This window comes from Oliverpabstia intestinalis, assembly GCF_009696065.1.
Classification (GTDB): Bacteria; Bacillota; Clostridia; order Lachnospirales; family Lachnospiraceae; genus Oliverpabstia; species Oliverpabstia intestinalis.
Genome location: NZ_VUMS01000019.1, coordinates 17,356 through 39,267, shown reverse-complemented (window position 1 = coordinate 39,267; position 21,912 = coordinate 17,356). Strand labels below are relative to the sequence as shown.

At 46.4% G+C, this 21,912-nt stretch carries 16 protein-coding genes; all 16 read right to left on the bottom strand.

Going from position 1 to position 21,912, the window contains the following annotated elements; all coding sequences use genetic code 11:
- Positions 1 to 2: 2 nt before the first annotated feature.
- The 16 genes from FYJ57_RS10725 to FYJ57_RS10650 all read right to left on the bottom strand — a co-directional run bounded on the left by FYJ57_RS10725 (position 3) and on the right by FYJ57_RS10650 (position 21,829).
- On the bottom strand, positions 3 to 1,229 hold the full coding sequence (locus FYJ57_RS10725; RefSeq protein ID WP_331466654.1) for a nucleotide sugar dehydrogenase: 1,227 nt from the start codon (positions 1,227 to 1,229) through the stop codon (positions 3 to 5).
- Positions 1,230 to 1,243: 14 nt separating this feature from the next.
- A complete protein-coding gene (locus FYJ57_RS10720; RefSeq protein ID WP_205839957.1) occupies positions 1,244 to 2,011 on the bottom strand; it encodes a WecB/TagA/CpsF family glycosyltransferase in 768 nt (255 codons plus the stop codon).
- Entirely contained in the window at positions 1,995 to 2,807 is an 813-nt protein-coding gene (locus tag FYJ57_RS10715; RefSeq protein ID WP_154432629.1) for a CpsB/CapC family capsule biosynthesis tyrosine phosphatase, read from the bottom strand. The genes FYJ57_RS10720 and FYJ57_RS10715 overlap by 17 nt, the downstream gene beginning before the upstream one ends.
- Positions 2,773 to 3,498, bottom strand: coding sequence for a CpsD/CapB family tyrosine-protein kinase (locus FYJ57_RS10710; protein WP_205839956.1), 726 nt, complete (start codon positions 3,496 to 3,498; stop codon positions 2,773 to 2,775). Before FYJ57_RS10710 ends, FYJ57_RS10715 begins: the two co-directional genes overlap by 35 nt.
- 4 nt (positions 3,499 to 3,502) lie before the next feature.
- Entirely contained in the window at positions 3,503 to 4,270 is a 768-nt protein-coding gene (locus FYJ57_RS10705; RefSeq protein WP_154432627.1) for a YveK family protein, read from the bottom strand.
- Positions 4,271 to 4,520: 250 nt separating this feature from the next.
- Positions 4,521 to 8,957 (bottom strand): S-layer homology domain-containing protein, encoded by a 4,437-nt coding sequence (locus FYJ57_RS10700; protein WP_205839955.1) that lies wholly within the window; start codon positions 8,955 to 8,957, stop codon positions 4,521 to 4,523.
- A 287-nt stretch (positions 8,958 to 9,244) separates the two neighbouring features.
- Positions 9,245 to 9,487: an acyl carrier protein gene (locus FYJ57_RS10695; RefSeq protein WP_205839954.1), complete on the bottom strand. Its 243-nt coding sequence runs from the start codon at positions 9,485 to 9,487 to the stop codon at positions 9,245 to 9,247.
- On the bottom strand, positions 9,468 to 10,982 hold the full coding sequence (locus tag FYJ57_RS10690; protein ID WP_154432624.1) for an AMP-binding protein: 1,515 nt from the start codon (positions 10,980 to 10,982) through the stop codon (positions 9,468 to 9,470). Before FYJ57_RS10690 ends, FYJ57_RS10695 begins: the two co-directional genes overlap by 20 nt.
- A gap of 20 nt (positions 10,983 to 11,002) precedes the next feature.
- Positions 11,003 to 12,085 carry an acyltransferase family protein gene (locus tag FYJ57_RS10685; protein ID WP_154432623.1) on the bottom strand — a complete coding sequence of 361 codons (1,083 nt, stop codon included), beginning with the start codon at positions 12,083 to 12,085 and terminating at the stop codon, positions 11,003 to 11,005.
- Positions 12,075 to 13,535: a lipopolysaccharide biosynthesis protein gene (locus FYJ57_RS10680; protein WP_154432622.1), complete on the bottom strand. Its 1,461-nt coding sequence runs from the start codon at positions 13,533 to 13,535 to the stop codon at positions 12,075 to 12,077. The genes FYJ57_RS10685 and FYJ57_RS10680 overlap by 11 nt, the downstream gene beginning before the upstream one ends.
- Positions 13,532 to 14,791, bottom strand: coding sequence for an O-antigen ligase family protein (locus FYJ57_RS10675; RefSeq protein ID WP_154432621.1), 1,260 nt, complete (start codon positions 14,789 to 14,791; stop codon positions 13,532 to 13,534). The genes FYJ57_RS10680 and FYJ57_RS10675 overlap by 4 nt, the downstream gene beginning before the upstream one ends.
- Positions 14,788 to 15,822 (bottom strand): stealth family protein, encoded by a 1,035-nt coding sequence (locus FYJ57_RS10670; RefSeq protein ID WP_154432620.1) that lies wholly within the window; start codon positions 15,820 to 15,822, stop codon positions 14,788 to 14,790. The genes FYJ57_RS10675 and FYJ57_RS10670 overlap by 4 nt, the downstream gene beginning before the upstream one ends.
- A gap of 18 nt (positions 15,823 to 15,840) precedes the next feature.
- Positions 15,841 to 17,043: a glycosyltransferase gene (locus FYJ57_RS10665; RefSeq protein WP_154432619.1), complete on the bottom strand. Its 1,203-nt coding sequence runs from the start codon at positions 17,041 to 17,043 to the stop codon at positions 15,841 to 15,843.
- A gap of 25 nt (positions 17,044 to 17,068) precedes the next feature.
- The gene (locus FYJ57_RS10660) at positions 17,069 to 18,196 is read right to left on the bottom strand and encodes a glycosyltransferase family 4 protein (RefSeq protein WP_328597470.1); all 1,128 of its coding nucleotides are present in this window, start codon (positions 18,194 to 18,196) and stop codon (positions 17,069 to 17,071) included.
- 32 nt (positions 18,197 to 18,228) lie between these two features.
- A complete protein-coding gene (locus FYJ57_RS10655; protein ID WP_154432618.1) occupies positions 18,229 to 20,100 on the bottom strand; it encodes an ABC transporter ATP-binding protein in 1,872 nt (623 codons plus the stop codon).
- Entirely contained in the window at positions 20,090 to 21,829 is a 1,740-nt protein-coding gene (locus FYJ57_RS10650; RefSeq protein WP_154432617.1) for an ABC transporter ATP-binding protein, read from the bottom strand. The genes FYJ57_RS10655 and FYJ57_RS10650 overlap by 11 nt, the downstream gene beginning before the upstream one ends.
- Positions 21,830 to 21,912: the final 83 nt, after the last annotated feature.

The following is a 21,912-nucleotide window of genomic DNA, read 5'->3' as shown; positions in this document are numbered from 1 at the left end:
CATTACAGATGATAAACACCTTCCATACTGCATATATGTCTGGTATCAAATATGATTTTTCCTTCCAGCTTATTCATATTCTCTTTTATTTCCCGATGATCTACCAGAATCACAACCAGATCGACTGCGTTCAGAAATATATCCAGATCATGGTACTGATTCGGTACAATGTCCTTCTCTACCATCGGATCATACACCTTGACTCTGTTGCCGCACAAATGCCGCTTCAGAGAAGAAAGCATCTGAAGAGTCGGTGAATCCCTGACATCATCCACATCAGCCTTATATGTCAATCCATAGAATCCTACCCGGCTGATATCTTCGATACCGCATTCATTCATGACTTCCGATACACGACTAAGAACATACTCCGGCATGGAATCATTCACTTCACGCGCCGCCTTGATCACATGCGTCAGACTTGGAAAATCACCAACTAAAAACCATGGATCTATAGGAATACAATGCCCCCCGACACCGGGACCCGGAGACAAAATATTTACCCTCGGGTGCTGATTCGCAATCCGGATAATCTCGTACACATCCAGATTTTGCTCATGGCATATCCTGGCCAGCTCATTGGCATATGCAATATTGATATCGCGAAAAGTATTCTCGACAACCTTGGTCATTTCGGCAGCCCTGATACTCGTAACAGTTATCGTTCCCTGACAGAAGGAACTGTAAATATTTTTTATCTTTTCACCGATAATCAGATCATCCGCCCCTATCGTACGATCATTATTCAGTAATTCATGAATCATATTGCCAGGAATAATTCTCTCCGGAGCATGAGCAAGGTGAACATCTTCTCCGATCACAAGCCCATATTCTCTGATCACTGGCCGTATATATGTATCTATGGTTCCCGGAGAAATGGTTGATTCAATAACAATAACCGCTCCTTTGGCACAAACAGGCAGTACCGATCTGACTGCGCTGACCACATAAGAAGCATCTACCTTTTTCGTGATTTCTTCGTAAGGTGTCGGTACTGAAATAATATATACATCAGCCTCCACATATTCCGTTGTGAAGGATACCCCATGTTCCCTGGCTTCCTGGTAAAGTGCTTCCAGGCCCTCTTCCTTAAAGGAAAGTCTGCCATGATTCAGCGTATCCACCAGCTCACTATTATAATCAGTCCCTGTAACCTCCACACCGTGAGCTCCCAGCATCAGTATTGTCGGAAGTCCAATATATCCAAGTCCTACTACATTTACCATCATTTTTCCTCTGTTCCTTATCTGTTATTATGAAATAGTGATTTTAGCTTAAATCCCAAAACATACATTATAAAACTGATATTTCCTATCAGATATCGTTTCCAGAGTCTTCCAGGTTCCTGAATAAAGCGATAAAACCACTCCATACAGCATTTCTGCATCCATATTGGTGCTCTTTTTGTAGTTCCGGCAATAACATCAAAACTGCCGCCCACACCCATCACAAAGGGAATATTCAGTTGTTTCAGATATTTTCTGATCCAGTATTCTTTTTTAGGTGATGAAAATGCTACGAACATCATATCCGCACCTGATTCCGCCATATCTCTGACTATCTCCGGTTCATCCGCTTCTGTAAAATATCCATTTCGGTATCCTGCAATCTGAAGAGATGGATATTTTTCTTCCAGATTCGATTTAACCTTCTTAACAACTTCCTCTCTGGCTCCGAACAGATAGATTTTGTAATGCTTATCCGCAGCCTCTTCAACCAGACGGACAAACAGGTCAAATCCCGTAACACGCTCTTTTACCGGCACCTTCAATAATCGGGCAGCCAGAAGAATAGATGCTCCATCCGCGTTGATAAGCGGACATTCATTGACAATCTTCCGAAGCTCCTCATCCTTACGCATCAGGTTCACTTTCAACGCATTGATGACAACATGCTGTACCGGCACTCTGTTCTCGATCATCTGCTCAACGACCTGTACTGTTTCTTCCATTGACAGGGCATTCACGTAGGTATTTAATATCGGATATCTTTTTTCAATTAAAGCATTCATTTTCTATATGCCTTTCCCTTTGCTTCCGTGGAATTAATCCCTGCTCCCCCCAGACACTCTCCATAAAGATTTCCGAAGATGTTTCCTGAATATCAAGTAAAACATCTTCAACCCCCATCTGTGACAGCTTCCTGCAGGTTTCTCCAAGATTTGGAGCACGCCGATCCATATTATGCGAATCAGACCCCAGCACATGCACAAAACCATTCTTCAACATCTGTGCCGCTTTACGCTGTGTCCAGAATCCAAGAATATATTCCCCGTTCATCTGGATCATTACATCCATATCTAAAAGTGCTTCAATCATCTTCTTGTCCTGTATCTTCAGATATCGTTCAAGATGCGCTATAATCACCCTGATATTGCGCATACTGCCCAGCTTTCTGACATCAGCCAGCACACTCGATGACCATTTTGCAAATGGCATCTCCAACAGCATATAGTTGGACTTTCCAAAGCACAGTTCCTCCAGTCTCTCCTCATAGATAAGACCATTATGCCAGGCCACCTCTGCCCCCAGATTCAGCACAGGCAGATTTTTCTTTTTTCCCTTTATTATTTCATTCAGCTGACTGTATGCCGCATGTCTTCTTGAAAGAAAGCTTTCCACCGTCTCGCGTGGATAGTAATGAGGTGTTGCCATCATAGCACCCACTCCCTGTCTTGCACTTTCTTCCATGACCCGGATGGATTCTTCAACAGAGCGGCATCCATCATCCATCCCAGGAAGGACATGACAATGAAGATCACAGATTCCCAGTTTATTTCTTTGCATAGCTCTTATAATACTTTCCATAATAATGATTGTCCTGAGTAGAAACATCATTGTATACAAAACCAATAATGTTTGCACCTGCCAGATGTAATGTGCTCATCATCTCATTGATTGCACGATGTTCAGATGTACCATTCCTTGCCACCAGCAAAAATCCATCAATATGGCGTGACATAATAGCAGCATCCGTAACGGTCGTAACCGGCGGAAGGTCAATAATAATATATTGATAATACTTTTTCAATCCGTTAATCAATGTCTGCATCTGCTGTGATTCCAACAGAACCGTTGGTTCCGGCGGAATACTGCCTGCCGGAAGCACATGAATACCATATTTACTGAGCTTCCTGATGGCCGCCCCCAGGGTTGTCTCCCCTGTCAGAAGATCTGTAAGCCCAGGCTGGCCTTTAATACCCAGTTTGACAGCCACTGTCGGCAAACGCAGGTCACATTCAATCAGAAGCACTTTTTTCCCGATCTGTCCAAATGATATGGCCAGATTAACTGCATTGATACTTTTACCTGAACCCGGCTCACTGCTCGTCAGACCAACCACCTTGGTATCACTTCCCGGCAGCGAAAATACGACATTAGTTCTGAGTGCTTTATACGCCTCCTGAACCAGAAATGGAGACTCACTGCTCAAAATAAGACGTTTTGAATTGATATTCCTTGTTTTTGTATTCCGTTTCTTCTTCCGTAACAGTTTCATCGCTCTATTTATCCTTTCTGGTGCCATAACCATATCCATATCCTGAACCATGCTTATCCGCTGTCAAAAGGTTCGGTATCGTTCCAATTACCACAAGACCATAGCGGCGTCGAAGATCATCTTCATCTTTCACCCGGTCATCCATAACTTCCAGCACAAAAATAATCATACAGATCAGTGCCATTCCTGCAATAACCCCTATCCCCGTATTCCTTCGATAATTCGGTGCATACTTTCCAGTTGGACGCACAGGCTCATCAATAATCTGCATGGAACTTCCTTCTACAATTTTCGATATATATTCCGGTGCAACCTCAGTGAGCAACTGAGCAAACTGCGTTGCCAGATCAGGGTCTGTCATCGTAACACTGACCGTCAGAATCTCTGTATCCGGAGACACACTTACAGCAACTGCATTGCCTAACATATTCTCCATATCCTGCATGCCTGCCTTCTCAGCCGCAAGATTGATCATAGACCGGCTGGTAAGTATCCTGGCATATGTATTCGCCAGAGACTTTGCCGCACTCAAATCCGAACTCGTTACAGATGTGGTTCCTTCAAGATTGGTTCTGTTATTAACATACGCCGTAAAACTCGTCCGATAAGTCGGTGAAATAAATAATCTGGTTCCAAGATTGGCCAGAAGACCGCCTATTATCCCCGCCAGTAAAATCAGCCAGATTCCTTTTCTCAGAGCTCTAAGCAAATCGAACACATCCAATATCAGACTGTCCGTACTAAAGTATCCGTTCTTTCCCTCTTCATTCATCACTCTTATCCTCTTCAATCATTCATAGTATTCTATTACATCTTGTCAAACCACTTATACTGTCTCGTATTCTATCATATTCAATGTTTTTTGTAAAATGTAAATTCTCTATGTCCAGACAGCCCTCTCATCATACGATACAAAGAGCATACTTGTTTTCATCATCAATTTAATAAAAGGGTTGCTGCACCAATCATTCAAATGCAACAACCCCTTCAATGCTTAATTACAATAAGCTGTTTTTATTCATTTATTTTTCATCGCCATATGCACGATAAAGGAATGTCACAACCTGACAACGCTTACATTCATCTCCAGGAAGGAAATGCGTGTCATCCTTACCTGTTGTTATATCATTTTCATAAGCCCAGAGAACGGCATTATAATAATACTTATCTTCTGTAACGTCGACAAATGGATTTTCTGTCGTCTTTACCGCAGGTTCTCCTTCATTACGATACATAAATGTTACAACCTGACTTCTCGTAACAGTAGCATTCGGCTGGAAATGAGTCTCATCCTTTCCAGTTGTTACACCCTTATAATAAGCCCAAAGAACAGCTTTATAGTAGTAAGCATCTTCGGCAACATCTACAAACGGGTTCACTGTGCTCTCCGGTTCAGGTTCTCCCATGGCTCTCCAGAAGAAGGTGACTACCTGCGCACGGTTACAGATGTTATTTGGTAAAAAACGGGTATCGTCTTTGCCTTGAGTAATACCATTATCATAAGCCCAAAGAACAGCATCATAGTAGTAAGCATCTTCAGCAACATCTTCGAACGGATTGCCCAGAGCAGGAATCGGCATATTGACTGTATCTGTCACTTTTCCAACTTCGTTGCCATCCTGATCCTTTACAACAGCTGTTGCTGTAAATACATTCACACCCTCTTCTTTACGGGTGGCTGCTTTACTCTGCGCCTCATCCTTTACTGTTGTTGGTTCATCTACTACAAATTCAGTACCGCAATCACGCGTACATGTGACCTGTACACTTGTTGCCGTTGCTTCATGAGTAGTCTGGTTTTTCTCCCAGTTAAACTTACCCTTCAGATCATGGCCACCAGCTTCTGTTTTTTCTGTCTTGCTTGCACTAAGTTTGTCGCCAGCTATTGTAGTACCTGTTGCAGTATAGGTAACTGTCAGACCTTCTTCACATGTACCAGTTGCCTTTTTATCAATATCGTTAAGTGTAACATCTTCACTAAGATCGACACTGGTTGCTTCTTCCTGCAGTACATCCAACTCTTTGCCTTCACAAGGATCACATACCATATGGGTATTGACTGCTACTGTAGCAGAAACGATGCTGCCGCTTTCATCTGTATTCCATGTCACGCTGTCAGCACTTGAAGATGTATAGACATGTCCGGCATTGGCCTTTATTGCCTCATACTCTTCTTTATCTTTTTCGTACTGTTCCTGTCTCTCAGCAAATTCCTCATCGGATTCCTGTGCATTCTTTTCCGGCTCAACAGGTTCGCTTACTGCAGAACCGCAAATCGTGCAGACATAACACTTGCCTGTATTCCAGTTGTCATTATCATCTTTTGTATAATATGTCTCATCAAAGTGGATGTAATGATGATCGCAGGCTGTACCTTCTTCTTCCACACGAGTACCAGCTTCAATTGCACCACAAGTAGAACAACGATTCTCTGTAAAGCCATCGCGTCCACAGAACGGATCAACTGTCACCTGACTATAGCTGTGGCTGCCGCCTGCAAGATGATCCATGCTCAGTGTGTCAACAAAAACTGCAGACCACATGAATTCATCGTTATCATTATCCTGACTGTCGGAATCAATCTCGCCATACTCTGCACTGATCTCATCCATATCAAAATATGTACTGTAGTTCGAATTGTAATTGCTCTCTTCAAATTTATAACCGTAACCATTCGATTTACTATCTGTACAATCGTGAGGATCTTTACCGGAGATATATGCAAAGTTTGTCGCGATAGATACATACATCTTGCCATCATCCTTGATCGTCATAGAGGCAATCGGATGATTTTCTACAGTATGTGTTCCGCCACTGGCAACAACACTGAACGCCATTCCGCCGAACGCTTTTGTAGTATCACGTTCAGCATGTACCGTATTGTATTCTTTAACTTTCTCAACAGCACCGCTTGATAAATCATAGCTCAGGATGCAGTTGCTCAGATTGAAGTACAGTTTACCGCCATATAAAGCTGTTGAAATAGCGATGGAAGGATAAATTTCAGATTCTGCCTTAAACTGTGCAAACAACTCTGTTAAAAGTTCATTCTCCACCATTTTGCCATTCACATTGACTCTTGCGACAGTCGTGTCATCATCATCGTCTTCACTGACTTTATGGTTAAATTCAATCAATGCTTCATAGTCGCTGTCAGCACCGCCTTCTGCAACATCATTACTGCTGATAGCATGGCGTACAAGTTTATATTCCGCATTGGTCATCTCCATGAATTTCTCATAATCTGTACCACTGCTGCTATCCGGATTCATTTCCCTCATCAGTCCAAACATATCGGATGAATCATACAGGTAATAGAAATAATTGCCATCGGAATATGTATTGCTGGATATACGTGCATACCAGGAATCTTCATAACTCGTATCCGTTGCTGCATCTGCATATAAAGTCTTGATGCCTTCTCCGCCCATGTAACCATCATACATTTCTCTTGCAGTACTATGGCTGAACATAAAATACATATGATTCAGATTACCATCCATTTCTACACGGTCACGGGACATAACCTCTGTATAGACGTCAATATAGCAAGGATCGATATAATACCACTGGCCATCCACCTTTACGGCATTCCAGAAATGGTCGGAGTTGAATCCTTCATTGACCTTACCATACATGGTTACATCTGTCTGGAATGTGATACGCACCAAGTCAACCACATAATCCTTGTCAATATCCAGACTACCATCCGTATAGTACAGGTCTTCGGCCGTTTTCCAATTCTCAGCAACGCTCATATCGGTACCGTCACCATTAACACCGTATACTTTAGGATTCATATACTGTAACAAATAGGCAAAAGCCTTGGCATAACCACAGCATACACCTGTACCCTCAGCAAGAATACCGATATGATTACCTTCCCATGCACCCAGGATACCATTCGTCAGACCCTGTGCAGCCTGTTCAGCAAAGATCGGAATAGCCTGATTTGCAGTGGTTTCGTTCTCACCATCTTCATTCAAATCCAGAATAGGCTCATTCTTCATTGTATTCTGAGTGATTTCCTCGATGGTCATCTTATAACCCGGAGCATTTTCAGGATCTACTTCAACACCGTTTTCTTCGGCATCTGCAATAAACTCATCAGCACCGGCACTCACCTTTGCGGCAACATCCGAACCAAAGTTTTTTTCCACAAAACCAGCTGCATCTTCTGAGATGGCATCGGCATTGTCTTCCATATACTGAGTAGCATAATCAGAAGCATCAGCCTCAATCTGATCAGCATTCTCCTCCATGTACTCATCTGCTGCTGTTTCAGCCTCTTCTTCGGTACGTCCGCTTTCTACAGCCTGATCAATTACACTCTGGCGAACCTGGGACTTATAACCTTCCATCACAATATTCTTGATTGCGCCTTCATAATACTGCTGACGGAACTGAGCAACTATATTATCATAGATCTGATCATGGAACTGCTGTGTAATCTGATTCTCATACAAAGCATACATTTCTTTATAAATCTCATCATAATGCTCATGCTTCTGAGGATCAGGTGCTGACATAACAGGCTCTTCTTCGCCCATATTCATGATATAGGACATATCGAATGTAGCATGATGTGCCAGCCAGTCATTGATGACCAGCATCTTCTGTACATCAGTCTCAGCGCCGGATTTTTCAACTGCCTCTTCAACCGCTGCACGGGCACTATTAATGGCATCTGTATAGAACTTCAGACCAAACTGATCCGCATAGTAGAAGTTCTGGATCATACCAACCAGATCGTCATACTTATACTTGCCATTTCTGACATCATCTACTGTATATCCGGCCAGAACCAGCATCTCTCCCAGTACGCCGAGGCCATCTTTCTCTTTATCATTGTACTGAAGGAAGAACGGTGTCTGAACACCCAGTAAATTGGCATTATCCTTCCACTGATCCAGATACTGCTGATACAGATACAGTACAGTCTGAATCTGTTCTGGAGTCAGGGCAACACTTTCACCCTCATCGTTGAGAACCCTGATATTATTCAGCTCTTCTTCAACAACACTGATGGTTGGGCTGCTTGTATCAACCTCTGCAGGCTCTTCCCCTGCTCCGAGAACGATAACGCTTTCTCCGTCAACAGAGATTTCTATATCATTCACATTCACTGTAAATGCCTTATAGCTTTCCTCTACAGAAATAGTCTCCCGTTTCGGAGCTTCTTCCGGCTCATCCGCTTCCGGAGTCTCTGCCGCTGGTGTCTCGTCTGCCGGTGTTTCTTCCGCCGGTGCTGCATCAGCATCTGATTCTGTTCCGTTTGAAACATCTTCTTGCTCTGTGCCATTTTCTACATTTTCCACAGCATCGTCTTCTACAACTGCAGACTGTTCTGTTGCCGTGCTTTCATCCTCCGGAGCTGCAAAAACAGGCACGGTAAACATATTAATCGCCATAGAAACTGAAAGAAAAAGGCTAAGGAATTTCATCATTTTTCTTTTCATTGCTTTCCTTCCTCTTTTCATAATTAGTTAATAGTTACGGTAATACAGGAATACTTATAACCTGAATTACAATTAGTTTCTGTCTCTGAAGTCCTCCCTCCTGACATGAAAACAAGTAGGTTGCTCTTCGCTGTGCCGTCACATGTCATTTATTGAAGAAAATGACTGTTTTCGACCCCCCAGAACAAGCAAATCATACTAATGCAAGGATACCACGAACCGCCTGATATATCAAGCCATAATTGACTAATATTGGTATTTTTTAAGTACATGTTTCCAACTTGTTTCTATTCTGTTAAAATCTGGATGACAAGTTCACACATATCTCCGACAGTTCTCACTCTGCGCAGCCGGGCCGCCGGAATATCAATACCAAAGGCATCCTCCAGTTCTCCCAGCATCACCATGACCTCCACCGAAGACAGTCCCATATCACTGAACATATTCGTCTCTTCCGTAATCTCCAGCTCGGTTTCTGTCGAATCTTTGATGACATGCATAATCTCTTTTTTAGCTTCCTGAACGGTCATCGATATTCCCCCTGTCATAACTTTTTCGGATTATTTTTCCCGCCGTATTCTTTGTAAAAGGTTTATCGAGAAAATACAGCTTCCGGACCTGCTTATAGACCGGCGATTGATCATTATACTGCTCAACAGCCCTTCGGACCTCATTCCTGATTCGCTCCATCCCGGACTCACTGCTGCCCGGCGGAACATGAGGGAACACATGGGCAGTGATCAGACTGCCTTCAACACCCACCATGATTTCTTCAATGTCTTCACAGCACAGCTTCAGTTTTGTCTCGATTTCCTCCGGACTGACATTCTCTCCATTGGACAGAATGATAAGGTTCTTCCTGCGTCCCGTCAGATACAGATAGCCCTCTTCATCCTCCCGGCACAGATCCCCTGTGGCATACCATCCATCATGGAGCACCTTCGCTGTCTCCTCAGGGTCATCATAGTACCCCATCATCACCGACTCACTGCGCAGGAACATTTCGCCATCTATGATCTTTACTTCCAGCCCGGCAGGCGGTTTTCCGATGGTATCCGGACGGTCCGGCGTCATCTCCCAGAAAAAGCCGATACCGCCGGCCTCTGAAGCACCGTAGCCTTGCATAATAGTAATTCCGTGATCCAGAAGCATCTGCAGAAACTCCGCACAAAAAACCGCCCCTCCGCAGTCGATGAGTTTCAGATTCCACCCCAGCCGGCTGCCGTACAGGCCGCCGTTTTTCAATTTGCGCGCCAGCATCTGAAGCATAGACGGCACCAGAAACGCATAATCCGGTTTCATGTATGTCAGATACCGGTAAAAATACTTCAGATCCTCCGCTATACAGACCTCGGCTCCCAGATACAATGCATTCATCACCGTAACGAATCCCGCCAGATGGTGAAAAGGCATCACGGCCAGCAATGCCTCGAAATGCCTGCTATTGACATTGGTACAGACGCTGGCGGCCATGGCCCGAGCGGACATCATGACCGCTTTACTTTTCACTGTCGTCCCTGAAGTAAAAAAGATACAGGCCATCTCCTCCGGTCCAGGTTCACACTCCAGGGCCGCGGGCAGATCCCTGCGCAAATATTCCCCGTCACCGGATCCATCCATGGCGATCTTCTGCAGCATCCGGGGGACATCTGCCTGCAGTACCCGTTCCTCCGTTGAATGATCATACAGGATCGCTGCCAGATTCACTCTCACGGCCAGTTCAGCGATGACCTCCGGATCCAGTTCTCTGTCAAGAAGCACCCCCACTGCTCCCGCCCGGAATATGGCACAGAAATTCACCAGCCACTCGCAGCTGTTCCTTCCCATGATACCGATATGCTTGCCGCCAAGTCCACGGGCTGTAAGTACACAGGCCCGCTTCCGGATCCGGTCAAAGAATTCTTCCGCAGAGACTTCCATCACCTCCGTCCCCGCCATATACCGGATCACCCGCCGTCCCGCCAGACGCTGCTCCAGCAGCTCCAGGACCCGGCCCATTGTATCCGGATTATTTTTCTCAGCCAATGCTTTTCCTCCTTAAAATTTTACAATTCAATCGTTATCTTCTTTTTACGTTTTTTTCTCTTCCAATAACATTCCAGCTGGACAATGATTCTGTAAAACAGATACATGACCGCGCAGCGGCCGGCGAAACACAGCATCACCGCCAGCCAGGGCTGTCCGGAAAATATTTCATAAACACGATACCATGGAAAGATGATCTTCTCATAGGCATGCAAGCATACGATCCAGATAGAATGGAGTCCGATTTCTTCCAAGAGCCCTGTGATCCTGCCCTCCCGGTCTCTCGCCATCCATCGGGCATACAGCCGCAGAAGCAGAAAACCTGTACAGAAAGATCCTGCCACATCCAGAAGCCCCAGCCCCCAGACGCCTGCTACAATATTCACATCTCCAAAGGCCGCGCATATCAGAACCACCAGAAACAGGGATCCCCACAGCCAGCCCGGCATTTTTTTCTCCAGCAGCCTGTTTCTTCTTATATAATCTCCGGCGGCAAGATAACCTGCCGCCAGCAGTCCCATGGGCAGGCAGAAGGGCCAGACCTTCGCAATCAGCGTCAGCCCATAGCTTCCAATGACGCACCCTGCAATCACTCCCCGTCTCAGCCATTTTGACTGCAGCTGCAGGCATCCGTTATAAATCATCCAGCCGATAAACAGCGCCAGAAGAAACCACAGGATACTGACCGACTCTATGGGAATACCACAGAGCTGTCCGCCTCCTTCTCCATTCAGGCCCAGCAGATAGGTCAATACCAGTTCCCCGCCATGCCGCCAAAATGATCTTCTTTTCAGCAGTGCCAGAAGAAGCTTTGTAACCAGTACAGCTGCTGCCGTCAGATAATACGGGCGAAGCAGAAGCTTTTTCTGTATGGCCAGACATTTGCGGGGACTCCTCCGATAGAATCCAAAACCGCTGATCATAAAGAAGGCCGCAATAATACCGCCGCCCAGTATACTGCCTGCTCCGGTGAAAAAACCGGCCGTTTCAGGAACAGAGCGCAGGGGATTCAGTGAATGTCCCGCCAGAATCAGCACCATTCCCAGTCCCCGGGCCAGATTAAAATACCCCAGGCTTTCCTCTCTCACCTGATTATTCCCCATTCTTTTCTTCTCCTTTTCGCAGCTGATTCCATACGCGGATCAGTTTCCTGCGGAAACCAAATACAATCAGAATCTCCAGCAACAGAATAACATACCGGAAGTAACTCAGCTTATACAGTCCCAGCACCGCCAGTGACAATACCAGCACACACAGGGCAATAGCCAGGAGCAGATATTCCGGGAAAATATTTTCCTGTACCTGATTCCGGCGGCAGACCCGTTTCATCAATATAAAATGCAGAACCGTCAGCAGTATATAGCAGAACAAAGTTGTCCACCCGGCCGCCATATATCCCCACACCGGGATGCAGATGGCGTTCAGGAGCAGATTGGCAACAGAGCAGATGATGGAAATAACCAGAATACCTCTGTTGCCGTCATAATACATTTCCACATTGGCAAAGACCATATACATAAAAACAAAAAATACACTGGCCGATACCGGCGGAATGATCCAGATGGCCTGACTGTATGCCTCCGTTGCCATAATCTTCACCAGATCCGGCGCAAAAGCACTCATTCCCAGCGTTGCTGCCGCAACCACCAGACACAGAATCGCCGTTGTACGCCGGATTTCCTCATAACGTCCTGCCTTCAGTTTTTTGTACATCCATGGATTAAAGGACCCGTTGACGGCTGACACAAGCAGCAGCATGATCGTCGCCGCAGAATAAGCTACGCTGTAAATCCCCGCCTTACCGCTTCCCTCGAAGTAATTGATCATAATGCGGTCCGATTGATTCAAAATGGACTGGGATATATAATAAAAAATCAGTGGCAGATTAAATTGCAGCGCAAAGAGCCAGTACTTCTTTTTAAAAAATGTTTTTCCCCTGTAAAACAGTACAAAAACAAGAATCAGTCCAAAAAATGTCTGGATCGCAGCAGAGGAGATAATCCGCGCCTCCGCTCTGTAATCCGTATTTAATACAGCGGCTATGGCGATCACCGGATTCAGAATCGTGCTGACCAGCGTCACCGCTGCCGGCCACCGATAACGAAAATCAAACCGTTCCCTGTTGGTCCACAGCATCAGCGGCGGATTGAAAAACAGCTGGACAAACATCAGCAGCATAATAAAACTGCTCAGACCAGTCACCTTGTCGATCCAGTGATGAAACAAAACATATACAGCCGCCGCCGCCACTGTCATGACCATGATCAGCCCCATGACCGATGATGTGTATCCGTCTTTATCCTTTTCATAACGGATCAGCCCATTATTCAGGCCCTCATAGGGTATCTTCAGTGATGTAAACATCAGGAATATATCAAACCACGCAAAATAAATATTACAAATGCCATATTCATCCGTTGTCAGCAGCCTGGTAAAAATGGGAACGGTTATTAATGCCGTGCCCCGCTGAAGGAAATTGCACAGGGTAAACCAGATGGACGTACGGACTGCCGGCGGCATTTCCTGATACCTTTTTCGAATATTCAGCTTCACGGCACAATCTCCTGTCTCTTACTGCCTCTTACCTTCCATTCCGCAAACAGCAGACCGAGCCAGAAGGCCAGCGGGACCGCCGCCGGGCTGGCAAAGGCTGATTCACTGGTACTGGATATCATGAGATACAGCAGCGGAATCAAAGCGGACGCAAAAGCTGCTTTATCCGGTTTCAGCCGAAAAATTTTCCTGACCAGCAGTACCAGCACAACGATAAAGGCGGCAAAGCCGAAATATCCGCACTGACCAAGAATCATCGGCCAGAAAGTATCTGACAGGAACTCATGATAGTCCGGGGACATTCCCCAGACCCCCGCCATACGGTACATACCGTAGACCGGAGAATAGGGGTCCGCAGAAAAAGCCGACCCATAGGTCCCCCAGCCGCTGCCGAAAGGAAAATGATCAGCGGCAATAAACGGCGCGCCAATGGTCAGTACAGCCCGGGCTGATTCCACACCCATTGTATAATAATAACTGACCAGCTGATACAGGCCGCCGGCCACCGCCAGCCCCAGCACCCCTGCCGTCAGTATTTTTACCTTTTTACTAAGCTTCTGCCGCTTATGGAAAACAAGCAGGTACACCAGCAGAATACAGGCCACTGCCCCCATCGCTTTTGCTCTGCGCGTACTCAGCATAATAAAAGCCAGCATACACAGGAATGGCAGGATCTTCTTCTGTTTCTTCTCATAAAACCACAGATAAATGGCACTTAAACCGACACACTGGCCCACCAGAAATGTATAGGCGGAATAAAACAGCTTCACAGCCCGCATGCCGCCCCGGGTCTCCGTGGAAAATATGCCAAATCCAAGATCGGCCAGACACAGTATAAATAACAGAACAGTTATTCCGTTCAACACCGGCCATAGCCTGTCCTGAAACCGATCAAAATCCAGTGCCTCATCGCAGAACATCAAAAAGGCAGTCCCTGCCGCCATGAAAAATTTTAAATTTACAAAGGAATCCTTCAGCGCATTGCTCAATGGCTGATACTGATACCAGAAATGTCCGACCCATCCGAATACCCAGAAAATAAGCAGAAAAATCAGGAAGCATCCGTTCTCTCTGCTCCGTTCAAAGCTTCTCTTCTTCTGTAAGACCCGAATAACAAACAGCGGGATAAACAGTGCCGCAAACAGTTCATCAATATACTGGAATGGCTGATACCATTGCTGCAAACGGTTCTGCATGAGGAAAAGTATGATCCAGAATAAACACAGGCCTGCTTTTCTATTCGTTACAGCATTCATATGACCGACTTCCTCTCTATATACATTTCTTCCAGTTCAAATGCTGACCTTTCCGGCAGAATCTTTTCGAAGCTCTCCGTCAGCCGCTGTTTGATATGGTCAAAATCAACATCTGTCTTACTGTCATTCAGACATACAGCCCGATAACGCTGCTGCTCCAGACTGCTGCAGATATCCTCTATTTCATCCTCCCACAATTCAAAATGCCGGCCCCATCTGCTGCTCCGTGCTTCAAAATTGCCCTCACAGATCTGCCAGCATTTCATCAGCCAGTGGGTCAGATCCGACTTGGAACGGAAACGGTTATGGCTGCATTGCGCCAGCAATTCACCTTCTTCCTTCCATACACAATCGAATGTCCGCTTCAGATAGGAAGATGGCAGATGAGAGTCCCGAAAACATGAAAAATACTGAAATGGAAACAGAAGTATATTTCTCAGCAGTTCCCTGCCATATTTATAAGTAAAAAATTTTCCGGCATTCCGCTTCAGCACTTCCTTTTTATTGAAATGCCGGTTGATCACAGCAAAATTATTGATCTGCATATGAGGCAGACAATCTCCCGGATCCGGGGCTGTTGCCATATCCATCAAAGCCATTTCCATCGGAAGACCATTTTTAAAAAAATCCTCCGGTCCGACCGGGGCTGTCAGAAACATATCATCATTGAACAATACAAAATGTTCACTCAATTCCGGAATGCGATTCAGCCACAATTCAATGACATTAGAATTGAACGTCGGAAGATACTGTGACGGAATATAATCCTCATGCTTTACCAGTCTTAACTTCGGATGTGCCGTATTCAGCCATTGCGGAACCTGTCCGCTGGTCACAAAAAAGACCCGGTTGACCCACGGTGCGAAATGCTCAACCCCTCTGAACCAGTAACGCATCAGATCCCAGTCCCTGAACCGATTGACATCTGAACCATTGTTCACCGCATCCGGGCAAAATGCTGCCCGTTCTTTCTGCCATTCCGGATCCGCTCCGTCAACCCACAAAACAATAAAATCGATCTTTTCCGCCATCTGAATCTGCACCTCCTCTCATTCTCCGCGGTAAATTCTGAGCATTTTATTCCCATATTCCTCCGGGGAATCAAATTGTTTTTCCCGGCAGGCCTGTACAAATAATTCCGGTTCTTCACTCTCCCAGATAAGCTGAATCTTTTCTTTCAGTGCGTCTTTATCCCCTGCCTTAAATATCCATCCTGTACAGCCGTCCTCTATGAGCTCGGGGATTCCGCCCCGGTCAGACCCCAGCACCGGTGTGCCGTGCATCATACTCTCTATGACCGAAAACGGACAATTTTCATTGCACTCTGACGGACATATTGAAAATCTGGCTTCCCGGATCACCTTGTCCAGAGCTTCTCCGCTTAAAAAACCGACATTCCGGACATTGGCGATTCCTGAAATCAGATCGTTCAGCGGACCGCTCCCCGCAAAAACAAAAGGAATATGCGGCAGCTCCCGACAGACCTCCAGAAGTGTACGTATTCCCTTCTCTTCCGAATACCGTCCGAAGTACAGCACATATTTCCCTTTTTGTGCTTCTCTTCGTTCAATATTCCCGACAAAATTGCGGAGCATAACCGTCTTCCCGGCAAGCAGCGGATTCGTATCCAGTTTTTCCTTCATAAAAGAAGACGGGCACACAATAGTATCTATACTGCCATAAACCTTCCGCCAATTCCAATAGAGCGCCTCTGCTGTTCCCAGACAGCTCCTGATGAGCGAACCATGAATACACCGGCCGGCAATGCAGCGGACGAATCCCCCGGTCAGGCATTGGTCACATGCCTGATGCGATCCCGGCCGATACATATAATGGCTTGGACATACAAGCTGGGGATCATGGGCTGTATAGACAATGCGCATTTTTCGACCATACCTTTTCCGGTACTGCTCCATCGCCAGCAATATCGATGGTGTCAGCTGATAATTAAAATTGTTGATATGCACCACATCCGGTTGAAATTCCTTGAGGAGCTCCCCCATCTTCCTTTTTGCTTCTATGGAATAAACGAGCTTCAATGGATTCACCATATTGGACCGTATACCGCTTTTATGAAAATCCACAGCAGCCGTATACAGACCCCATCGGTTTCTCACCGCATTCTCAGGATGATCCATCCCAAAATATTCAACTTTATGGCCCTTAGCCTCCCAGTACGCACCCAGCTGAAATACATAAGTTTCTGCACCTCCTGCGGGATACAGAAACTTATTGACCATTAGAATTCTCATTATCAATTCCCATTCAAATGAACTGTTACCGTTTCTTATACAGATTTAACGTTTTTTCAGTGCTGTCATCCCAGCTGTATTGATCGCATACAAAATCACTTACCTGATCTCTGCCGCATTCTATCAGCTGCGGATTGTCACAGAGCTTCTGAAGAGATTGACGCAGATCTTCTGCATCTCTCTTTTTGAACAAGTATCCAAACCGGTCCAGCACAGACGCACATTCCTCTATATCAGAACACAGACAGCAATTGCCGTAACTCATGGCTTCCAGCAGACTGATGGGCATCCCCTCCAATTCGGAAGGAAGACAGTACAAATAACTGTTGCTGTACAGTTCGTCCAGCACCTCGCCCCGGACAAATCCGGTGAAAACGATCCGTTTATCTGCTGCCGCTATTTCCTGCAGTTTTTTGTAGAACACCTCCGTATCGGATGGTGCGCCGGCAATCACCAGCTTCTTCTCAGTCCTCACCCGCTGGAATGCCCTGACCAGTATCTCCAGCCCTTTTTCCGGTACGACCCGTCCCAGATAAAGGATGTAATTGTCTTTTTCAAGTCCCCATTTCCGGGTAATCATCCTGGCCTCCCGTTTCACCGGACTCTCAATACCGTTGGGGATCACCACTGTCTCTCTGTGATAAGTTTCCAGGAAATATCTCCGGGCAGTCTCACTAAGTACAATAATCTCATCTGCACAGGCAACAGCGATCTTTTCCCCCTGCTTCAGATACCAGGATGCGAACTTCCCCCATTTGCTGCGCTGCCAGTCCAGACCATGTATGGTCACAACGGTTCTGATACCAAAAAAATGCGGCAGAAACGACATGGCTGCCGGTCCTTCAGCGTGATAATGTATACAGTCATATTTTCCAAATAATGCACAAATCGTGGCCAGCAGGGAACACATCATGGCCGAAATGCCCATCACATTGATCACGGGCACCTCACGAATATGAACCCCCCGATAAGTCCTGCAGCGCCGCATTTTCTTCACTGCCGCCTTGTCAATAAGGCCTCTGTGACAGGTATACAATGTCACATCATGGCCTTCCGCTGCCATTCTTACAGCCAGCGCTTCCACCGCGACTTCAACGCCGCCTTCTCTGGACGGAATATCCTTCTGTCCGATCATTGCAATCTTCAATCCCAAACAAACCCTCTTCCATCAAAACTCATCTTCTCTTATACACAAGTATACGTGATTTGTTCATCTTTTTCAAGGGATAAAGGACGGTTCTCTGTCCCATTCTCTGTCTCCATGCCGCTGTGGTACAGCTTCTCATACACACCCTTTTTCGCCAGCAGTTCTTCATGGGTCCCCTGCTCCACAATGTCTCCGTCATCAATAACCAGGATCATATCTGCATTCCTTACCGTCGACAACCGGTGGGCAATAACAAAGGATGTTCTGTTGGACATGATCGTGTTCATGGCCTCCTGCAGCATTTTCTCAATACGGGTATCCACAGAAGATGTGGCCTCATCCAGAATAATGATGCGCGGATCCTTTAGTATGGCTCTGGCAATGGTCAGCAGCTGTTTTTCTCCCTGGGAAATATTGCTGCTTTCCTCGTTGATCTCAAAATCATAACTGCCTGTCAGTGTCTTAATAAAATGATGAACATTGGCCATTTTTGACGCATGAATAACCTCGTCCTTCCTGGCATTCAGCTTGCCATAATGGATATTGTCATAAATACTGCCCTTGAACAGCCACGTATCCTGCAGTACAAGGGAAAACAGCTGGCGCAGCTCCTCACGGTTCATATCCCTTATATCTATGCCGTCTATTTTAATGGCGCCGCCCTTCACATCATAAAATCGAAGCAAAAGATTCATCAGCGTCGTCTTGCCGGCGCCTGTGGCACCCACCAGCGCTACAGTCTGTCCCGGCTTTGCCTCAAAACTGACATCCTTCATCAGCAAATGGTCATCATAACCAAAGGATACATGCTCGAAAGTTACCCTTCCCCTGATGTCTTCCGGACGGACGGCCACGCGGCCCACCTGTTCCTCTTCTTCCTCATCCAGCAGAGTAAATATCCTGCCCATGGCGGCAAAGGCCGACTGCACCTGGGCGGACAGCTGGGAGATCTGGGACAGCGGATCATTGATCTGCCAGATATAGCGGATAAATGCCTGCAGATTTCCCAACGGCATCACGCCGTCGATCACAAAAATACAGCCCGTTACTGCCACACAGCCGATGGCCAGATAAGTAATCAGCGATATGCATGGTGATATCAGAGAAGAGGCAAACTGCGCCCGAAAAGAGGTTTTCCGCATTCTGCCGTTCACATCATGGAATTTATCCACCGCTATCTCCTGCTTATTGTACAAAATGATTTCATTGAAACCGCTGTACATCTCCGTGATGGTTCCGTTGAGCTCGCCCAGCGTGTTCTGCTGGGTATCAAACAGCTTCTGGGTACGGGTCACGAAAAATTTCGTCACGATCACTGTCAGTGGTATGATCACCAGCGCCATGCAGGCCAGAACCCCGTTGATATAAAACATCATGGAAATAACAAATATAAATGTCAGCACTGCCCCGATGACACGCTGCATCGTCTGCTGAAGGGCATTGCCCAGCGTGTCCACGTCATTGGTCACAACACTCAGCACATCACCGAAGGCGTGATCATCAAAATAGCGGACCGGCAGTCTATGAATCTTCTGCTGAAGCGCATTTCTGATATCATACATGGTCTGCTGCAGTACTTTTGTCAGGAAAACAGCCGTGATCAGCTGGGATACTGTCTTGATGATATAAATGATGACCAGTGTCCCCATGACTCCCAGGATCACATCAAAATGGACATGGGCTCCCGGCTCACCGGAGAGAATTGCCTCCCCATCCTTGTAAAGCTGGGTCGTCATCTGACCTTCCACAATAGGATTCAGGGCAAATGTCGCATTGGCCACCACGATCATAAGAATCCCCAGTATCAATCCTGCCTTATAAGGCTTCAAAAATCCTGCCAGGCATCTGAGGCAATATCCGATACGTTTGTTATTTTTCTGTATTTTCTTCTCATTCTTCTTAACGGACATGCTGCAGTTCCTCCTCACTCAGCTGGGAAGCTGCAATTTCATAATAGAGAGGACATTCCCGGAGCAGCTCTTCATGGCGTCCCATGCCGGCCACCCGCCCTTCGTCAAGAACTATGATCCGATCCGCATCCAGGATCGTCGACACCCTCTGGGCCACAATGATCACAATGGCATCTGTAATCTCCTGTTTCAGTGCCTTCCGCAGTCTGGCATCCGTTTTCAGATCCAGTGCCGAAAAGGAATCATCATAGATATAGATCTGCGGCTGTCTGATCAGAGCTCTGGCGATGGACAGTCTCTGTTTCTGACCGCCGGACAGATTGCCTGCGCCCTCCACGATCCGCTCCTGAAATTGCCCCGGCTTCTCCATGATAAAATCGTAAGCCTGCGCGATCTTCGCAGCCCGGATCATCTCCTCCTCCGAAGCATCCTCCCTGCCGAAACGGATATTTTCTTCAATCGTTCCGCTGAACAAATTGGCCTTCTGTGAGACAAAGCCGATCTTTTCCCGCAGTCTCCGAACATCCATCTGCCGGACATCCGTATCATTGATCAGTACCCTGCCTTCCGTGACATCGTAAAATCTCGGAATCAGCTGGATCAGCGTACTTTTCCCGGAACCGGTACTTCCGATAATGGCCACCGTCTCCCCCGCACGGGCCGTAAAAGAAATATCTTTTAACACAGCTTCCTCCCCATCCGGATAACAGAAAGCCACATGGTCAAAGGTAATCTTCTCTATCTTATCCGAAGTCTCTGTCTGTGCCGCGTCCGCATTTTTGATTCCCGGCTCCATGTTCATCACCGCTTCAATACGCTTTGCGGAAATATTCGCTCTCGGATACATCATGAATACCGTACAGAACAGCATCATGGAAAACATGGCATGGAACAGATACTCCATAAAGGCGATCAGCTTGCCCACCTGCAGCAGCCGCTGATCGATCATAAAACTGGCCGTAAAATAAATGGCCAGCGCCGCAATATTCATCAGCAAAAAGAATAACGGCTCCATCGAAGTCATCAGTGTAAAAAGCTTCCGGGACTGGGCCGCAAACTGCCGATTCTGCTGACCAAAACGCTCCGTCTCCCTCCGATGATTATTAAACGCACGGATGACCCGGAGGCCTGTCAGATTCTCCTTGAAAATCCTGTTCAGTCCATCCAGCGCCGTCTGCTGTTTCTCACTTACCGGTCCCGATACCTTTGCCACCACGACCACACCAAGAATGATAAACGGCACTGTCGCCGCTATAATCAATGAAAGCTTCACCGATGACATAATCACCAGCGCAAAACTGACAACGATCATAACCGGCGTCAGCATGGCCGTCCGCAAAATCACATTCAGGAAATTCATGATCTGCAGCGCATCATTACTCGTTCTCGTAATCAGCGAAGACACACCCATCTGATTCATCTCCTGATGGGAAAGGGTCTGCACCTTCTCAAACAGATCATTCCGGATATCACAGGTCACAGCCGTAGATATCCTGGCACAGCAGTACCCCAGCAAAATTGTTCCCAGCACACCAACCACAGACATCACCGCGATCAGTCCGCCCATCCGCAGCAGATATACCTTGTCCTGCTGCATCACACCATCATCCACCATCATGGAAATCACCGTCGGAATCCCCAGTTCCGTCAGCGCAAAACCAAACACGGAAATAAAATTCAGCAGAACAAGCAGCTTGTACCTCTTTAAATAACGTAATATCAGTTTCATAAAAAGCCCCCATTTTATGTCAATGTCGATTATACTAGTATCCTATGTTTTCACACTTCCGTCAATAGCTAATCGGGACAGAG